Below are 18640 nucleotides of genomic sequence, written 5' to 3' on the forward strand. Positions count from 1 at the left end.
TTTTTATCAAAGGAGAAAAATCACATTATGGATATTTATGCACCAATTAACAAACATTTTTTAGAAAATAAAAAAATAAAAATTTCATTTTCAAAAGCGTTGAATAAGAAAGAAAAACACTTTTTAAAATTTCTTTTTACAGAATATAATTTACTGGAAAAATTTAAGAAAACGTCAATTTTACAAGATATTGAATTGGACGAAATATTGGATGTGCTTAAATTTAGCAAATTTGAACAGTTAAAAAAGTTTTTGGATAATTTACAGGCAAAAAAACTGGAATTTTCAATTTTTAGTAATGATAAAGCTGTGCTTTATGGGCGGTTTCCTATTTTGATATCTTATAATATTGTTTATTCAAAAATTGAGTTTCAGTTTGCAAGGGAGATTCAGAGCGCTAGAAAAAACAATACTCTATTTTCACTTCTTAGATTTGATTTTCTAGTTTTTATGGGAGATGAGGCTACTTATAATTTTTATACTTATCTAATTTCTGATAAAAATTATAATAATGATACTGTAATTACATTAGAAAGACTAAAAGAAATGTTTGATACCGGGGATAAATACGAGCGTTTTTTTGATTTTGAGAAGCAGGTTTTGAAAAAAGCGATTGAAACTATAAATCTTTTTTCAGATATTAAGGTGACTTATGAAAAAATTAAGGTTGGAGAACATATAAATAATAAAGTGGAAAAAATTCGTTTTAAAATAATTGACAATAGTAAAACTTCTGAAGAAAAAAACAGGGAACTTGTCCAAAATATAAATAGTGTTATGGATTTAATAAAAAATGATGTGAAAGATTTTCATTCCACTTATGAACTGATAAAAACGTATATTTTGAAAAGAAATTATGATTATGTATATAAAAATGTCAGCTTTGCAAAAAAACAGTTTAAAAATAATGTGGAAAAACAGTTAAAGAAAGTTCTACTGCTTGACTTGGCACAATTTTCAAAAACTAATTTTAGAGAAGAGTTAGAAATTATCAATATTAAAAGAAAATACTCTACATCTTTTTTTCTTCAGTTGGATGTAGCAAATCTTATGAGGCAAAATCATTTGGAAAATGAACTAAGAATAATAGTTGATGATGGTTATTTCAATGAAATTCTTACTTTAAAAAACGAACAAATTTTGAAAAAAAACTTTTATGATTTTAAAATTTATATTCAATATTTTCAAAATGCAAAAAGTATCATAAAATTCACTAAATATTTCTAAAAAACAGGTATATTTTTTAAAAAAATTTTATTTTTTTTGAAATATTTGTGTAAAAAAGCGAACGAAAAAACTAATAAATTTTTTATCGTTTATTTTGTTTTTAGTTTTATAAAGCCTTATTTTAATTATATTTAACATAAATTATAGACGAAAAATGATGATTTTTTTATAAAATTTGACTTCTTAAAATTTAATGGTATACTATAAATATGAAAGTTAAGCTCATTGATTTGATAAAACAATGAAATTACAGAACAATAAAAAATTTAAGAAAAAGAAGAAAGGATGATTGAAAATGAAAAAAATCTTATTATGTTGTGCAGCAGGAATGTCTACTAGCCTATTAGTAAACAAAATGAAAGCAGAAGCTGAAAAAAGAGGACTTGAAGTTCAAATCTGGGCTGAACCGCTTGACAAGGCAAAAGAGGAATTTGCTAAAGCTGACGTTGTTTTATTGGGGCCACAAGTAAAATATGCTTTACCAGAAGCTAAAAAAATCGCTGAAGAAAATAGCATTAGTATAGATGTAATTAATATGGTTGATTATGGAATGATGAATGGTGCCAAAGTATTAGATCAGGCATTAAATTTACTTTAATATCATTTATTTCTTTGATTGTATTCTAATTTAAAGTTTAAATACTAATATTTGTAACTTAAATTTGAACAATTATGAATATTAGTATTTAGCTTTAAGATAAATTGTATTTAAATTCTTTAGAACATACAGAAAAGAATTCAAATATAATTTAAAATTTCATAATTATTCATATCATATTTATATTTTTATTAATTTAACAATTATTTATCTTATAAATTGATTTGATAAATACTTTTAACATTAACATATTAATTACACTATCTATTCATTTTAATATATATTAAACGCTCTATTTATTGCTAAAAACAAAATATTAACAAAATGAAAGATAATATATTTTTTACACAAGAACATTAAAATTTGAAATAAATATAATTTAGGAGGAATTAAAATGGCAAATATTATGGACAAATTTACACAATTTTTAGAAGAAAAATTAATGCCAGTTGCTGGAAAAGTGGCTAATCAAAGACATTTGGCAGCAATTAAAGATGGAATGGTTATTACATTACCTTTTATTATCGCAGGATCTGTATTTTTAATTTTAGGAAACTTGCCAATACCAGCGCTAGCTAATTTTTATAAATATAATGCAGTTGGGCAGATTATCGCAAAATGGCTATCTTATCCTGTTGACGTAACATTTAATTTATTAGGATTTATTGCCTGTATCGGTATTTCATATAAATTAGCTCAGCATTATAAATTAGATGAAATTTCCAGTACAATCTTAGGAGTTTTGGCATTTTTACTTGTAACTCCTTTTCATAATGGTATTCCACTGCCTAGTATGGGAAGTGGAGGATTATTCGTAGCTATAATAATGTCACTTTTGGCAATAGAAATTGTAAACTTTATTGTTAAAAAGAATATTGTTATTAAAATGCCTGATTCTGTACCTCCTGCAGTATCAAAATCATTTGCGGCATTAATTCCAGGTTTTTTTGTTATTATGATTGCATTGATGATAAGAATTTTATTTGAAGTTTCTCCATTTGGTAATATTCATAAAGTTGTTGAAATGGTCTTAACTAAACCTCTTACAGCATTAGGAGGATCTTTCTTTGGAATGATGGGACTTTCTTTTATAACTAATTTATTATGGTCTGCTGGAATACACGGTTCAAATCTAGTAACGGGAGGTATAGCAAAACCTGTATTAGATACGTTAATGGATCAGAACAGAATTGCGCTTAGTGCTGGAAAACCTCTTCCAAATATAGTTACAACTCAGTTTTTTGATATATTTCACAATATGGGAGGTTCTGGAACAACTTTCTCTCTTGCTATTATGCTGCTTTTCCTTTCTAAGAGTAAACAGCTTAAAGAAATTGGTAAATTAGCAATTGGTCCCGCTTTTTTCAATATTAATGAACCTATTTTATTTGGACTTCCAATAGTTATGAACCCTATTTTAATCATTCCGTTTATATTGGCTCCTTTAGTTACAGTAATGGTTACTTATCTAGCAATGTATTCAGGATTAGTTGCAAAAGTAACTGGAGTCGCTTTGCCTTGGACAACACCGCCTTTCATATCCGGCTTCCTTGCGACGAGCCATTGGACAGGGGCAGCAATACAGGTAGTAAACTTCTTCATAACAGCGGCTATTTACTATCCATTCTTTAAATTGTGGGATGATAAAAAACTGCAGGAAGAAAATGAAACGGAAAATACAAATTAATCATTAATAAAATTTATGGTTAAATTGATAAAATATATTTTACAAAATACATTTTTTGTGATATAGTGTTTGTAAATTAATAATAAAATAAAATTTTAAGGAGTGATTACAATGATTAGACAAACTTGGACATGGTGGAAAAAATTAAATACAATTTAATATTTTTTGCCAGCTATGTTGAAATTTATTGTAATTACTATTATTAAATATTGTGAGAAAAGCATTGGTGAAACAGAATCAATGCTTTTATTTTATACAATTCTCTTAGTCGGTAAAACGATTTAAGGGAATTTTTTTATAAATTTCAACTAAAAAAGAAAAAAATACTAAAAAGAAAAATACAATAATATAGAAAGTGAGATATTTTATGTTAACAAATAAACCTACTTATTACTACTCTATTATCAGAAAAAAATTTAGCAATTCCTATTTTGCTGAAGATGAAAGGCAAGTTATTATTGGGATTGACTGTGAATATTTTGATTCTAATGAATACAGTTATGACTCATTAAGAAAAATATACAATTCGTTTGTAAAACAGAAAAGACTTTCCACTTTTGCAGGACTTTTTGGGACATTTACTTATGAGTCGATACATTTTTTTGAAAAAATTGAAAAAATTGAAAAAGAGCAATTTAAATTTCCACAGTTTATTTTTGCTAATGCAAAGGCATATTTACACTATTCAAAGACTAGCAAAGAATTTTCTTTTTATGGAGATGAAGAAAAATATTTTAATTTTTTAAATGATGAAATTTCTGAAAAAATTAATGATTCTGATTTATTTTATGATACAAAAACAGATTTTGAAGAGGAAAAATTACATTATTATGAAATTATTGAAAAAGCAAAGGAATATATTAAGTCTGGAGATATTTTTCAAGTTGTGCTAAGCGAGCAGTTAAAACTTACGTCAAATATGGATTCTCTTGATTTTTATGAAAAATTGTCAAAGGCAAATCCGAGTCCGTATATGTACCATTTTCCTACAAAATATGGGGACATTGTTGGATCAAGTCCTGAAATACTAGTTGATATTTCGTCTGATAATATTTATATTGCTCCTATCGCTGGAACTCGTCCGAGAGGAAAAGATGCCAACGAAGACGCATTTTTAGCAAACGATTTATTAAATGATGAAAAGGAATGTGCTGAACATAGGATGCTTGTTGACTTGGCTAGAAATGATATTGGAAAATTTGCAGAAAATGGCTCAGTTGTTGTAAAAAATCTTATGCATATTAAGAATTATGAACATGTAATGCACATCGTAACTGATGTTTACGGGAAAAAGCGAAAAGATGTGTCGATATTTGAAGTTATTGCTCAGGCTCTTCCAGCAGGAACGCTTTCTGGGTCGCCAAAAATTCGTGCTATGCAAATCATTTCAGAACTGGAAAAATTTAAAAGAAATGTTTATGCTGGTGGAATTGGATTTTTGAGATTTAATGGAGATGTTCAGCTTGCGATTATTATTCGTACTGCATTTTTTGAAAATAAAAATTACGACTTAAATGAAGTTGATGAGATTCGGAATGTATTTATTCAGGCTGGAGCAGGAATTGTCTTTGATTCTGTGAAAGAAAAGGAATATGAGGAAATTTACCATAAGAGGGCTTCTGTGCTAAACATTTTTAAAAAATTCTGTAATGAAGAAAAAAATAAAAATGAAAATAGAAAGGATGTAAAATAAATGATTTTGATGATTGACAATTATGATTCTTTTGTATTTAATGTTGAGCAGTATTTGAAGGAAATGACAGATGATGAAGTTATTACTGTTAGAAATGACGCAATAACAATTGATGATATAAAAAAAATAAATCCTAGTAAAATAATTTTTTCTCCAGGTCCAAAACATCCAAAGGACAGCGGAATTTGCCTAGAAATTTTAAATAATACTGATGAACTGGGGAATATTCCAATTTTAGGAATTTGTCTTGGACACCAGGCAATTGGAATGAATTTTGGTGGGGAAATAAAAAGGCTTGAAAACCCATTACATGGTAAAACTTCAGAAATTACAGTTTTATCCGAGAATTCTGTATTATTTAAAAACTTACCAAAAAAATTTAAAGTTATGAGGTATCATTCGCTTTATGTTGATGATATTCCAGAAGATCTTGAAGTTACGGCAAAGTCTGAGGATGGGATTGCAATGGCTGTGGAACACAAAAGTAAAAATATTTTTGGAATTCAGTTTCATCCAGAATCAATTTTTACTGAATATGGAAAAAATACGATACGAAACTTCTTGAATATTGAAGTTTCAGAAACTTTGCAAAATAATGAAAATTCTAAAAATACTAAAGAGAAAGGAAATTTTATAGATATGAATAAATATTTAAAAAAATTACAGGAAAATATCGCATTAACAGATACTGATTTTCGTGAAATCTGTAAAATTATTGATAGTAAAAATTATGACATTGTACAACTTGGAGCCTTGCTTGTACTAATTTCGGAAAAAAGCCTTTATCCTGAATCGCTTACAGCATTTGTGAAAAATATTCTAGAATATAGCACAACTTTTGAAGATGAAACTCCAATGATTGATGTTTGCGGAACTGGTGGAGATGGATTCAAGACGATAAATATTTCAACAGCTGTGGCATTTATTCTGGGAGCAATGGGAATAAATGTCGCAAAACACGGAAACCGTGCAATCTCAAGTAAAAGTGGAAGCAGTGATGTACTTGACAAACTAGAAGTACCTCTTGAAAATTCGCTTGCAAATCAAATTGAAAAACTGCACGTAAAAAATCTTGCTTTCTTTCATGCTCCATTTTTTCATAAATTAATTGGAGAAGTGCGAGAAGTTAGAAGCCGTCTTGGAATAAGAACTGTATTTAACATTTTAGGTCCACTGCTTCACCCAAACACAAAATTAAAATACCAATTGGTTGGACTTTACCACGAGCCTGTACACAGATTGTACGCTGAAACATTACAATTACTGGGAAGAAAGCATGCATTAGCTGTTCGAGGAAATGATGGGCTTGATGAAATCACGATTTGCGATGATACAAGAATTATAGAAGTAAAAGGTGAACAAATTCTTGAATATACAATATCTCCTGAAAGTTTTGGCTTTAAACGGGCTTTTCATTCTGAAATTAAAGGCGAAACTCCAGAGGAAAATGCTGAAATTTTGGTGAAAATCTTAAAAGGTGAAGAAAAATCAGCAAAATTTGATATTGTCGTATTGAATGCAATGTTTGCTCTTTATACTGCGGATGTGGTGGATCATCCTGCGGAGGCGAAAGAAATGATTTTGGAAGCGATTAAGAGTGGGAAGGTTTATGAGTTTTATAAGGATTATGTGAAAATTACAAAATAATTTTTTAGATATAATTGATAAAATTACTAATTTATATTTTTTATAGATTATAACTGATAAAAATCAAAAAAATGTCTTTTTTATTAGTTGTAAATATGATAAAATATTTATAGAGGTGATTTTATGATAGAAAGAAAAATTTATTTTGAAAAAATTAAGCCCTTTATAGATAAAGATATTATCAAAGTTTTGACAGGAATTAGGAGAAGCGGTAAATCTGTAATGTTAAAATTGATTATGAAAGAATTGAAAAAAAACGGTGTTGACGAAAATCAATTTATTTATATCAATTTTGAAAATTTAAGAAATAGACATCTTTGCTATGCAGATACATTGAATGAATATATATTGGAAAAAGCAGAAAATACTCAAGAAAAATGCTATTTATTTTTGGATGAAATTCAGGAAGTAAAAGAATGGGAAAAGTGTATAAATTCATTAAGAACAGAGGATAAGCAATTTGATATTTATATAACAGGTTCCAATGCTAAACTATTATCGGGAGAACTTGCAACTTACCTTGCAGGAAGATATATTGAAGTTGAAATTTATCCTTTTTCATTTAAAGAGTTTTGTTCAATATACCAAAATATAAATCAAAATATTTCAAAAGAAGAAATGTTTGAAAAGTATGTCAAACTAGGTGGAATGCCATTTTTACATAATTTAAATTATGAAGCGGAATCAAGCATGCAATATTTAAAAGATATATATTCATCAATAATATTAAAAGATATTACTCAAAGAAACAATATAAGAAATACTGAATTATTAGAGCAAATCATCAATTACATTGTAATGAACATTGGGAATACATTTTCTGCAAATTCAATTTCAAAATATTTCAAAAGCGAAAATAGAAAAGTTGCAGTAGATACTGTGCTAAATTACATAAAAGCCTGTGAAAACGCATTTCTGATTCACAAAGTCCCTCGTTATGAAATACAAGGTAAAGAAGTTCTAAATGTGAGTGAAAAATATTATATTGCAGACCATGGAATAAGAGAAGCAATTTTGGAAACAAACGAAAGAGATATAAATCAAATTTTTGAAAATATTGTATACATGGAATTATTGCGAAAAGGCTATAACATAAAAATCGGAAAATTGAATAATTTAGAAATAGATTTTGTCTGTACAAAAACAAATAATGAAAAAATTTATATTCAGGTAGCATATTTACTTGCCTCTGAAGACACTATAAAAAGGGAATTTTTACCATTTGAAAAAATTAATGATAATTATCCCAAATATGTAATTTCTATGGACAGGTTTGATATGTCAAGAAACGGGATAAAACATTTGAATATTATTGATTTTTTATTGAAAGACTAAAAAAAGCTGAAAATATTTATAAATTAAAATTTGGGGAAAGAATGGTGCGAATATGATAAAAACTTTATATAGGGAACATTGTTTAAGATATTTTATAGTACCTGACATAATATTGCTTTTATTAGTTACAATTTTTTTCTACCCTATGTTAGAATTTTTATATTTTTTTGTTATTGGAAATATTCCTTTAATTTATATTTTGTTTAAAATAATAGCAATGTATTTAAGTTCGATAAAATTAAACAAAATAAATAAAGTTAAAGATGAAGAAAAAAGAAAAAAATCTAAAAATAAATTAAAATTAGTAATTTTTTTAGTAAATTTAATAATATTTAGTATCTATGTCAGTTTAGTAAAAAATGAAATTTTCATACCAAATATTTAAAAACAAAAGGAGAAATATGGATATTTTAGAAAAAATAAAAATTAAAAGAGATATACAGCTTGTAGACGAATTAAAGTCTTTTAAACAGCCATCTTTAAAAAAGGCACTTGATCAAAAGGGAATTCAGATTATTGGGGAAATTAAGAGGGCTTCTCCATCGAAGGGAAAAATTGCAAAAGATGATTTTGATTTGTTAAAACAGGCACAAAGTTATGTGGTTAAAGGAGTTTCAGCTTTTTCGATATTGACGGAAAAGGAATATTTTAAAGGGGAGAATGATTTTATAAAAATTGTAAGGGAAAAATTTCCAGAAATGCCGATTTTGAGAAAGGATTTTATTTATACTCCGTTTCAAGTGGCTCATGCTAAATTTTTGGGGGCTTCGGCAATTTTGCTGATTGTGAGAATGCTAGACGATAAGACGCTTTTGGAACTTCATGAGCTGGCACAGGATTTAGAAATGGATGTTCTGGTGGAAACTCATGATGAAGAGGAAATAAGAAGGGCTTTGAAGATTCCGAATTTGGAGATTTTGGGGATAAATAACCGAAATTTGAATACTTTTGAAGTTGATATTAGAACTACGGAAAAACTGATAAATGAAATTCCAAATGATGTTTTGAAAAATTTGACTATTGTAAGTGAAAGTGGATTTTTGTCAAAAGAGGATGTGGAGTATGCAGAAAAATTGAATGTGGATGGACTGCTAATCGGAGAGGCACTTATGAAAGGGCTTCTTTAGAAAGAAAAATAAATTTATGGAAGGAAAAAAATTGGAGAAAAAAGAAAATAATATGGCAATTGATGATTTCACAGAAAATACTACTAAACTAAAGGTTTGTGGAATTAGGAGCATTACTGAAATTAATGAATTGAAAACTTTGGATATTGACTATTTCGGATGTATTTTTGCAGAAAGTCAAAGGCAGGTGAATAGTGAACTAGCGACTAAAATTACACGGATTGCACACAGGCATGGGAAAAGAACGGTAGGAGTGTTTGTGAATGCGATGATTGAGAATATTATAAAAATTGTGGAAGAAACAGATATTGATATTGTGCAGCTACATGGAGATGAGTTAGTGGAATATTGTATGGAACTTACTCAAAAATTAGAAAAATTGTACGAAAAAAATTGTTTTAGAAAACGTAAAAATTTCCCTGCTAAAACGAAGCTTTGGAAAGTTTTTGGCGTGACTGATCAACTTCCAAATATTACTGACTACAAGCCATATATCGAATATCCTCTATTTGATGCAAAAGGAGAAAATCGTGGTGGAAATGGAATTGTCTTTGATTGGGATATTTTGAAAAAATTAGAGGAATATTCGTTTGTGCTAGCTGGAGGGTTGTCGATTGAGAATATTCAAAAAGCGCTTGAGTACAAGCCTGCCATTTTAGATATAAACAGCAAAGTTGAAGTTAATAATAGAAAAAGTAAAGAATTAGTTGAAAATGTTGTAAATTTGGTAAAAAAGAAATAATAATAATTTAAAAAGATTGATATGAAAGGAAAAAAATATGGAAAATAAACATTTTAATGAAAAGGCATATTTTGGGCAATTTGGTGGACAATTTGTACCTGAAACTGCGATGTTTGCTCTATCGGAACTGGAATCCGAATATGAAAAGCTAAAAAATGACAAGGAATTTTTTGAAGAATTTGATAATTTGCTAAAAAATTATGTTGGGCGTGAAACTCCACTCTATTATGCAAAAAATTTGAGCGAATATTACAACCACGATATTTACTTGAAAAGGGAAGACTTGAATCATACTGGTGCTCATAAAATTAATAATGCGCTTGGGCAAGTTTTACTTGCTAAAAAAATGGGAAAGAAAAAAGTTATTGCTGAAACTGGGGCTGGACAGCATGGCGTTGCTACTGCTACTGCCGCCGCTCTATTAGGTTTGGAGTGTGACGTTTATATGGGAGCTGTTGATATTGAACGACAAAAATTAAATGTTTTTAGAATGGAGCTTTTGGGAGCAAGAGTTATTTCTATTGAAGATGGGCTTAAAACCTTGAAGGAAGCGACAACTGCGGCTATTCAGTCTTGGGTTGCAGAGATAGAAACTGTGTTTTATGTAATCGGATCTGTTGTAGGGCCTCATCCATATCCGACTATCGTGCGTGATTTTCAGTCAATTATTGGTTACGAAGCAAAAGCACAGCTGGAGGAACTGGGAAAACATGCTGATCACGTGATTGCCTGTGTTGGTGGCGGAAGTAATGCTATTGGCATTTTTAGTGCATTTTTGGAAGATAACTCAACAAAACTTTATGGAGTCGAAGCTGGAGGATACGGAATTGACACAGATATGCACGCTGCCACATTAACACTTGGAAAATCTGGAATTATTCATGGGATGAAAACTTATGTTCTTCAAAACAAATATGGACAAATAAGCCCAGTTCACTCAATTTCAGCTGGACTTGACTATCCGGGAGTAGGTCCTGAACATTCACATTTATTTGATACAAAAAGAGCAACTTACGCACCAATTACTGATGATGAGGCAATGAAAGCGTTAATGCTTGTTACAAGAAAAGAAGGTATTATTCCAGCAATTGAGAGTTCTCATGCGTTAGCCTATCTTGAAAAATTATGTCCTGCACTTTCTAAAGACAAAAGAGAAACTATCGTCGTAAACGTTTCTGGACGTGGAGATAAAGATATGCACACTGTTTTTTCTGTGTTAAAAGATAAGGAAACTGGCGGAAAAAATGGAATTTATGAGTTAAATGGAGGTTTGGAAAATGAGTGAAAAAAGATTAGATAAGAAAATTATTGATATTTTTAGAGAAAAAGAAAAAGTAAACATTGGTTATATTGTCGCAGGATACCCAAGCGTTGATTTTACAAAACAATTTTTACAAAATTTAGATAATACGGCTCTTGATATGCTAGAAGTCGGTATTCCCTACTCTGATCCCATAGCTGACGGAAAATTGATTTCACATGCTTCATTTCTCGCTTCAGAAGCTGGAGTTACTACCGATACTATATTTGATTTACTAACAGAAATAAAAAACGATATTTCAAAACCTTTAATTTTTTTAATTTATTACAACTTAATATTTGCTTATGGAATTGACGAATTTATCCAAAAATGCTGTGAAACTAATATTAAAGGAATAATCATTCCAGACTTGCCTTACGAAGAAGCCTTTGAAATGTCAGAAAAATTAAAGGAAAACAATATCGCTCTTATCCCTCTTGTAAGCGTTACTTCTGGAAGCAGAATTAAAAAAATTATTTCTCAAGGCAATGGCTTTATTTACGCAATCGGATCTCTTGGGGTAACAGGTTCAAAACAAGTTGATTTACCACGTTTAGAATCTTTTATTAATGAAATAAGAGAAGTTTCAGACTTGCCAGTTTCATTAGGTTTTGGAATAAAAAATAACGATAACGTGAATACGATGAGAAAATATGCGGATGGAGTAATTGTTGGAACGAGTATTGTTGAATTTTTAGAGAAAAATGATGTAAATTATTTGATTCAGAAAATTAATGAACTTTTCAAATAAGTATTTAGTGAAGATGGTCAGAAATGACTATCTTTTTTTAAAATATTAATTAAAATTAAATAAAATTACTTTTTGAAGAAAATGAACAAAATACTGATTATTTAATACCTCTGGATGAAAATAACAGTGTAAAATTAGTGAAAATGCAGGAAAAATAAAGTTTTGTAAATACCCCTAAATAATATCAAATATCTAGGGGTATTTTTTATTTCAAATTATGACAATCTATTTCTAAAGTCCTCGTATCCAAATTTTCTAATAACCTCAACTCCACCTTTTTCTGTATAAACTGCAATCACAGGCAAATTTATCCCATTGAAAGTATTCGTCTTTACCATGCTGTAATGTGCCATATCAGTAAAAATCAGTTTATCTCCTACTTTTACAGGTTCATCAAAGGAATAATCTCCGATTACATCTCCAGCAAGGCAAGTAGGCCCTCCCAATCTATAAGTATATTTCTTCTCATTTGGCATTCCTGAGCCGAAAATAAATGGACGGTATGGCATTTCGATTACATCAGGCATATGACACGAAGCTGAAGTATCCATTAACAAAATATCCATCTCATTTTTTGTAATATCTAAAACTTCTGAAACTAAAAATCCTGTATTCAAGGCAACTGCTTCTCCTGGCTCCAAATACACTTCCACATCATATTTTTCTTTTATGTAATTTATGCATTTTACAAGTTTTTCAATATCATAATCTTCTCTTGTAATGTGATGTCCCCCGCCAAAATTAAGCCATTTCATATTATGCAAATATTTTCCAAATTTTTCTTCAAAAATTTTTAATACATTTTCAAGGGCATCTGAATTTTGCTCACAAAGTGCGTGAAAATGAAATCCATCCAAACCTTCAAGTTCATCTTCCTTAAAATTTTCAAGTGTTACTCCAAATCTCGAAAATCTTCCCGCTGGATTATAAATCTCTGTTTCAACTTCTGAAAATTCTGGATTTAATCTAAGTCCACAGCTAATTTTCTTATCATTTTTTTCTTCAAATTCTTTTACTTTACTTTTAAATTTTTTCCATTGATTGAAAGAATTAAAAACAATATGATTTGTTATTTCCATTATTTCATCAAACTCATCTTCCCTATAAGATGGATTAAAAATATGAGTTTCCAATTTTTTGTTGGGATTTTTCAATTCCATTTCCTCATACCCCAGTCTTGCTTCAAATAGCGAGCTTGCAGTCGTTCCATTTAAGTATTCACTAATTAACGGATAAAAATAAAACATCGAAAATCCCTTTTGTGCAAGTAATATTTTACATCCTGTTCTATCAATTACACTTTTTAATATTTCAAGATTTCTTTTTAGCAGCCTTTCATCAACTATAAAAGCTGGTGTTGGCAAGTTTGTTATATCCATATCAAGATATTTGTTTTTTGACACTTTTTATCATCTCCTTTTATACTCTACATTTCTTATCAATATCATAATTCAAATATATTTAAAATTTATTCTTTATTATAACATATTTTTTTCAAAATCTATAAAAAAAGATTATCCTAAATTTAATTTTTTAAGATAATCAATTTTTATTTTTATTTAAACATAATTCTAATCTGTTCTCAGTGCTTCCATTGGCTCCAATGCTGCAGCTTTCTTCGCTGGATAAACTCCAAAAACTAATCCTATCATTGTAGAAACAAATATACACACAAACACTATAACTGGACTTAATATTGGTGATGTCTGTATAAACATACCAACCAGAAGTGCTAATGAATATCCAATTACAACTCCAATTATACCTCCAAAAAATGTTAAAATAACTGCTTCTATAAGGAACTGGATAAGAATATGCCCTGTTTTTGCTCCAATGGCCTTTCTAAGTCCAACCTCTCTTATTCTCTCAGTAACACTTACAAGCATTATATTCATAACTCCTATTCCACCTACAAATAGTGAAATAGCAGCAACTCCACTTATGAAAAGTGAAAGCATATTAAGAATGTTATTAAATTGATCCAGCCCTTGACTTGTTGAATATACATTGTAAATATTAGGTTCACTTCCTCTTGTTTTCAATAAATTTTTTACCACTTCCATTACTCTGTTCATTTCATTTGCATCTCTTGCCTTTGCTTGTAATGCCATAAACTTATCCTGTTCGTTTCCTTCCAGATAATTCAAGTAATTATTAGGAAAAAGTGCTAAAGCAGACATTCCATCTCCACCGCCTAAACTGGCATACGGATTTTTAAATACTCCAACAATTGTTACAGTTTGACTATTTTTTTTAAAGTTTAAAATCATTTTTTTCCCTATAGGATTTTGTCCAGGATATAATTGATCCACCGTTGTGCTGTCAATCATTATATATTTTCCATCTTTTCTGTATTCACTTGGCAAAAATTTTCTTCCCTTTATTACTGTATAGTTTGACATTTTAAAATAATCTTCTGTCACTCCTGTTCCTGAAAGCATCATGTCCGAGCCATTGCTCATTGATATTCTGGCAAATGAGCTTGTAGTTGGAGTAACTGCTTCAATACCATCTATATTTTTTATTCTTTCAATATCCTTTTTTGTCAATAAATCATATGATTTATAAGTCTGTCCTGGAGAAGTGTCAATTGATATTTGAAAATTTGATACTCCCAGTTTGTTCAAATCTCCAGTGATGTTCTCCTTAACTCCTGCTCCCAGTGAAGACATCATTATAACTGAGGATATTCCGATTATTATTCCAAGCATTGTCAAAAAGGAACGTACCTTATAGCTAAATAAATTTGATACTGACAATTTTAGTAATTCCATAAAATCCATTTACACTACACTCCTCTCCGATGCTGAACAATTTCATCCTTTTCTATTACACCGTCTTTTAATCTGATAATTCTTTTACAATGCTCTGCCACATCTTCCTCATGCGTAACCATTACTATCGTTGTCCCGTTATCGTTCAGTTTTTTAAAAATTTCTAAAACCTCTTCTCCAGATTTTGAATCTAGATTTCCTGTTGGCTCATCTGCAAGAAGTATTTTAGGATTGTTTATTATCGCTCTTGCTATTGCCACTCTCTGTCTTTGTCCCCCTGACATCTCATTCGGCTTATGATGAATTCTTTCACCAAGTCCCACACTTTCCAATGCTTCAGTTGCCCTTTTTAGCCTTTCAGCTTTCTTTACTCCTGCATACAAAGCTGGAAGAGCCACATTTTCAACTGCCGTCATCTTTGGAAGTAAGTTAAACGTTTGGAATACAAACCCTATTTTTTTGTTTCTTACTTCAGCAAGTGCATCTCCTTTTATAGTTGAAACATCTTGATTATCCAAAATGTAAGTTCCAGAAGTAAGACTGTCAAGACAGCCTAAAATATTCATAAGAGTTGATTTCCCACTTCCTGAAGGTCCCATAAAAGCCACATATTCTCCTTCACTCACAGAAAGATTAAGCCCTTTCAAAACCTTTAATTCCATACTTCCATTTTTATATATTTTTACTATATCGCTCACTTTTATCATAAAAATTTACCTCTAAAGTTTATTTTTCTATCTTGGTGGTGGCCCATCAGGTCCCCCAGCATTTCCTGCTGGTTTTTCTTCCTTAAATATTACACCATTAGGAACCGCTTTCTGTTTTGAAGGATCTGCAATTTTTATTTTTTGTCCATCCTTTAGTCTCTCATCCACAGTAGTAATTACTCTTTCTCCTACTGACACTCCCGACTCTACAGCATAAAAAGAATCATCATTTATTCCAACTTTAATTTCCCTTTTTGAAACTTTGTTATCTTTTCCTACAACAAAGGCATAATATTTACCATTTTCATTAATAACTGAACTATACGGCAGCTTTGTCACATTTTTACTTTCCTTGTAAAAAATTGTCGCTGTTATCGTAGCGCCAGGCTTTAATCCCTTAGTTTCATTTATTTGAATTTTTACAGTAGTGTTACTTTCGTCAAGAGATGAGCTTTTTTCAGCCACTCCAGAAATTTGTGAAACAGTACCTTCAATTTTTTCTCCATCTGGCAATGAATCCGAAGTAATTTCAACTCTTTGCCCAACTTGAATATTTTTTACCTCATTGTCTGAAAGACTTACCTCTACCCTCATGTTTGTTGAATCTGATACTTTAAACAAAGTCGTTTCAGTATTTACACGGTAATTTTCATCTGCAGTCATTTCTGTAATAACACCATCAACTGGACTCGTTATTTCATCTTTTATAAGTGACAGATCTTCCTGCAATGTCGCCAATTCTAATTTTGCAGTTTTTAATGCTGTTCTCGAATCTGCTATGCTGGCCTTCTGCTCACTGTCAACTGTATCCAAATCCAGCCTTGAATTTCTTAGAGCCTTTCTTGCATCGTCTACATTAACCCTTGTTTCTCCACCAACTTTATACAATTCTTCCGCATTATACAAATCTCTTGATTTTTGCTGAATTTCCAAACTTTTAGACTCTTTTTTTCTTCTAAGCGAACCTTGAGCATCAGCCAAATTTCTCTCATATTTTTGAATTTCCAAAGTTTTCATTTGTATTTTTCTCAAAGTCTCATTTTTATCAGCTGGATAAAATGTCAAGACTACATCGCCTTTTTTCACATTATCCCCTTTTTTAAAGAACACTTTGTTTACTCTTTGGCTTGAAGTCGTAAATACTGAAACCGCATTATCTGATACAACTTGTCCATTCTTTGAAACTGATAGCGAAATATCCCCCCTATCAACAGTTGTCACTTCATATTCAGGCTCAGTTTCTTTTTTTCCACATGAAACTGCAGCAAACAATATTACAGCAAATATTGTCATAAATTTATAAAAATAATTTTTATTTTTTGACTCTTTCCTCTTTGATTCAATAGTTTTAGATATTTCAGAAAATTCTGTATTTATTTCCACAAAATCACCGCTTTCTTAATTTTCGTTTTTATTTTTCATATTAATAATCTCTATTTATAATATTTTATTTTTTTAGTAAATGCTGCAAGTTCATTTTTGGCTGTTTCGTAATCTATTACAGCTTTCTTATAGTTATTCCGTTTTTCCACATAGTTGGAATACGTGTCAACTCCCAGCTCATACTTCTTAGCATAAATTTCATATTCTTTTTTCTTAATATTCATTGTATTTTCTGCTGTTAATTCATTTGTCTGATAGGTTGTGTAAGTTATCATCTGCTGTCCAGCATTTGACACTAGCTCATTTTTTTTCTGTTCATACTGCAGTTTTAATTTATCTGCTTCATTCTTCAAATCTTCAATAGTGTCATTGTATCTTTTGAAAGTTTTTGATACAGATAAGCCAACAACAACAGAATGGTCTTTCAATGAATATCCGACATCTCCTGATAATTTAGGATACTTGTAATCAATATTTTCCTTTCTTAGCTGTTCACTGTTAAGCTGCGAATTTAATTCTATTGTTTCAGCTTCCGATAGTCTAAGGGCATAAAAATCATCCTTTTTCAGCTCAACTTTTTTCAAGTCATCAAGCTTCTCTTTTTCAGGTAAAGTTACATTGTAAACTGTAAATCGTTCCCCTAAAATTTGCAGCTCCCGCCCAAGATTTTCATATTTTAGCTGAGAATTTTCATATTCTGTTTTTGCTAGTTCATAATCATACTGTGATGCCGTCCCCAGCTCATATTTTTTAGCCTGAATAGCATAATCTTTTTTAGTATCTTCTAAGGTAAGTGCTTCCTGCTCAATCTCCTTCTGCTTATTCTTATAACTTTTATACAAATCAATCAAATCACGTATTTCTGAATTTTTCGCAGTTTCATTACTGATTTTCTGTATATTTCGTGAAATTTGATTAGTTTTTTTATTATAATTAACATCACTATAACCAAAATAATCATTTAAAGTCTTGGAAATACCAATTTTGTTTTCTGTAAGTTCCCTGCTTCTAAAATTATATCCATTTCTATAATAGAAAATCCCATATTTTACGTTATTTTCCATAGTCAGCCCATTTGACTGTCCATGCAACGTATAATTCTCGTTAGAAGTTACATTAACCTCATTCCACTCCCCATTTTTTAAAGCCTTATCCTTTATATCAAATTTTTTCATATTTTTTTCATTAATTTTCGTTGTATACGAATTTTTTTCATACTGAGAAATCAAGTCATCCACATTAGCTGCAAATCCTGCTAAACTAAACGTAAATAATACTGATAAAACCTGTATTTTCCTATTTTTAAAATTCAAAAATATCCTAACCATGTAATCTCCTTCCATCCAGAATAAACAACTTATTTTTTAACCAAGGTTCATTATAACATCTATTTCATAGAATATCATTTTTTTTTGACAAAATTATGTCATTTTTTTAAAATTTTTTATTTAATTTAACTTTAACATGAGTTGATTAATTTTTTTGTATTTTTATTTATTAAATTTGCCTAACAATATAATTTATCAAATTCTATAATCTTTAAGTATTTAAATTAGTAATTTTGAAATAAAATTATTGAACAAACTTAATTTTAAAAATATTGAAATAAAATAAATAAAATGCTATACTTTTATAAGATAAAGAAAATTTTTGATAATATTTATAATAT

General features: G+C 29.6%; 15 protein-coding genes. 10 read left to right on the forward strand and 5 right to left on the reverse strand.

Annotated elements, in window-relative coordinates:
- Positions 1 to 27: 27 nt before the first annotated feature.
- From HW275_RS10630 to trpA, 10 genes are all read left to right on the forward strand, one after another.
- Positions 28 to 1227: a replication initiation protein gene (locus HW275_RS10630; RefSeq protein WP_178936532.1), complete on the forward strand. Its 1200-nt coding sequence runs from the start codon at positions 28 to 30 to the stop codon at positions 1225 to 1227.
- Between the two features lie 295 nt (positions 1228 to 1522).
- Positions 1523 to 1825, forward strand: a complete 303-nt coding sequence (locus HW275_RS10635) for a PTS sugar transporter subunit IIB (protein ID WP_026749062.1) — start codon at positions 1523 to 1525, stop codon at positions 1823 to 1825.
- Between the two features lie 394 nt (positions 1826 to 2219).
- Positions 2220 to 3512 carry a PTS cellobiose transporter subunit IIC gene (gene celB, locus HW275_RS10640; RefSeq protein ID WP_178936533.1) on the forward strand — a complete coding sequence of 431 codons (1293 nt, stop codon included), beginning with the start codon at positions 2220 to 2222 and terminating at the stop codon, positions 3510 to 3512.
- 367 nt (positions 3513 to 3879) lie between these two features.
- On the forward strand, positions 3880 to 5205 hold the full coding sequence (locus HW275_RS10645; protein WP_178936534.1) for an anthranilate synthase component I family protein: 1326 nt from the start codon (positions 3880 to 3882) through the stop codon (positions 5203 to 5205).
- Entirely contained in the window at positions 5206 to 6852 is a 1647-nt protein-coding gene (trpD, locus tag HW275_RS10650; RefSeq protein ID WP_178936535.1) for an anthranilate phosphoribosyltransferase, read from the forward strand.
- 123 nt (positions 6853 to 6975) lie between these two features.
- Complete coding sequence (locus HW275_RS10655) at positions 6976 to 8187, forward strand: ATP-binding protein (RefSeq protein ID WP_178936536.1); 1212 nt, start codon at positions 6976 to 6978, stop codon at positions 8185 to 8187.
- A gap of 401 nt (positions 8188 to 8588) precedes the next feature.
- The gene (locus HW275_RS10660) at positions 8589 to 9314 is read left to right on the forward strand and encodes an indole-3-glycerol-phosphate synthase (protein WP_255460096.1); all 726 of its coding nucleotides are present in this window, start codon (positions 8589 to 8591) and stop codon (positions 9312 to 9314) included.
- A 31-nt stretch (positions 9315 to 9345) separates the two neighbouring features.
- Entirely contained in the window at positions 9346 to 10056 is a 711-nt protein-coding gene (locus tag HW275_RS10665; RefSeq protein ID WP_255460097.1) for a phosphoribosylanthranilate isomerase, read from the forward strand.
- Positions 10057 to 10093: 37 nt separating this feature from the next.
- On the forward strand, positions 10094 to 11341 hold the full coding sequence (gene trpB / locus HW275_RS10670) for a tryptophan synthase subunit beta (RefSeq protein ID WP_178936538.1): 1248 nt from the start codon (positions 10094 to 10096) through the stop codon (positions 11339 to 11341).
- On the forward strand, positions 11334 to 12107 hold the full coding sequence (gene trpA, locus HW275_RS10675; RefSeq protein WP_178936539.1) for a tryptophan synthase subunit alpha: 774 nt from the start codon (positions 11334 to 11336) through the stop codon (positions 12105 to 12107). Before trpB ends, trpA begins: the two co-directional genes overlap by 8 nt.
- Before the next feature lie 215 nt (positions 12108 to 12322).
- Here the strand turns inward: trpA and nspC are convergent, their stop codons facing one another.
- From nspC to HW275_RS10700, 5 genes are all read right to left on the reverse strand, one after another.
- A complete protein-coding gene (gene nspC, locus HW275_RS10680; protein ID WP_178936540.1) occupies positions 12323 to 13510 on the reverse strand; it encodes a carboxynorspermidine decarboxylase in 1188 nt (395 codons plus the stop codon).
- Positions 13511 to 13678: 168 nt separating this feature from the next.
- Entirely contained in the window at positions 13679 to 14890 is a 1212-nt protein-coding gene (locus tag HW275_RS10685; RefSeq protein ID WP_178936541.1) for an ABC transporter permease, read from the reverse strand.
- Between the two features lie 5 nt (positions 14891 to 14895).
- Positions 14896 to 15588 (reverse strand): ABC transporter ATP-binding protein, encoded by a 693-nt coding sequence (locus tag HW275_RS10690; protein WP_021743878.1) that lies wholly within the window; start codon positions 15586 to 15588, stop codon positions 14896 to 14898.
- 27 nt (positions 15589 to 15615) lie between these two features.
- A complete protein-coding gene (locus HW275_RS10695) occupies positions 15616 to 16971 on the reverse strand; it encodes an efflux RND transporter periplasmic adaptor subunit (RefSeq protein WP_178936542.1) in 1356 nt (451 codons plus the stop codon).
- Positions 16972 to 17021: 50 nt separating this feature from the next.
- Positions 17022 to 18299, reverse strand: coding sequence for a TolC family protein (locus HW275_RS10700; RefSeq protein ID WP_218975153.1), 1278 nt, complete (start codon positions 18297 to 18299; stop codon positions 17022 to 17024).
- Between the last annotated feature and the right edge of the window lie 341 nt (positions 18300 to 18640).

This window comes from Leptotrichia sp. oral taxon 223, assembly GCF_013394795.1.
In the GTDB taxonomy this organism is placed as follows: Bacteria; Fusobacteriota; Fusobacteriia; order Fusobacteriales; family Leptotrichiaceae; genus Leptotrichia.

What these genes read in the sequence shown, in the direction of transcription:
- HW275_RS10630 (WP_178936532.1), top strand. Translation starts at nt 28, where the DNA reads ATGGATATTTATGCACCAATTAACAAACATTTTTTAGAAAATAAAAAA.
- HW275_RS10635 (WP_026749062.1), top strand. Translation starts at nt 1,523, where the DNA reads ATGAAAAAAATCTTATTATGTTGTGCAGCAGGAATGTCTACTAGCCTA.
- celB (WP_178936533.1), top strand. Translation starts at nt 2,220, where the DNA reads ATGGCAAATATTATGGACAAATTTACACAATTTTTAGAAGAAAAATTA.
- HW275_RS10645 (WP_178936534.1), top strand. Translation starts at nt 3,880, where the DNA reads ATGTTAACAAATAAACCTACTTATTACTACTCTATTATCAGAAAAAAA.
- trpD (WP_178936535.1), top strand. Translation starts at nt 5,206, where the DNA reads ATGATTTTGATGATTGACAATTATGATTCTTTTGTATTTAATGTTGAG.
- HW275_RS10655 (WP_178936536.1), top strand. Translation starts at nt 6,976, where the DNA reads ATGATAGAAAGAAAAATTTATTTTGAAAAAATTAAGCCCTTTATAGAT.
- HW275_RS10660 (WP_255460096.1), top strand. Translation starts at nt 8,589, where the DNA reads ATGGATATTTTAGAAAAAATAAAAATTAAAAGAGATATACAGCTTGTA.
- trpB (WP_178936538.1), top strand. Translation starts at nt 10,094, where the DNA reads ATGGAAAATAAACATTTTAATGAAAAGGCATATTTTGGGCAATTTGGT.
- trpA (WP_178936539.1), top strand. Translation starts at nt 11,334, where the DNA reads ATGAGTGAAAAAAGATTAGATAAGAAAATTATTGATATTTTTAGAGAA.
- HW275_RS10685 (WP_178936541.1), bottom strand. Translation starts at nt 14,890, where the DNA reads ATGGATTTTATGGAATTACTAAAATTGTCAGTATCAAATTTATTTAGC.
- HW275_RS10690 (WP_021743878.1), bottom strand. Translation starts at nt 15,588, where the DNA reads ATGATAAAAGTGAGCGATATAGTAAAAATATATAAAAATGGAAGTATG.
- HW275_RS10700 (WP_218975153.1), bottom strand. Translation starts at nt 18,299, where the DNA reads ATGGTTAGGATATTTTTGAATTTTAAAAATAGGAAAATACAGGTTTTA.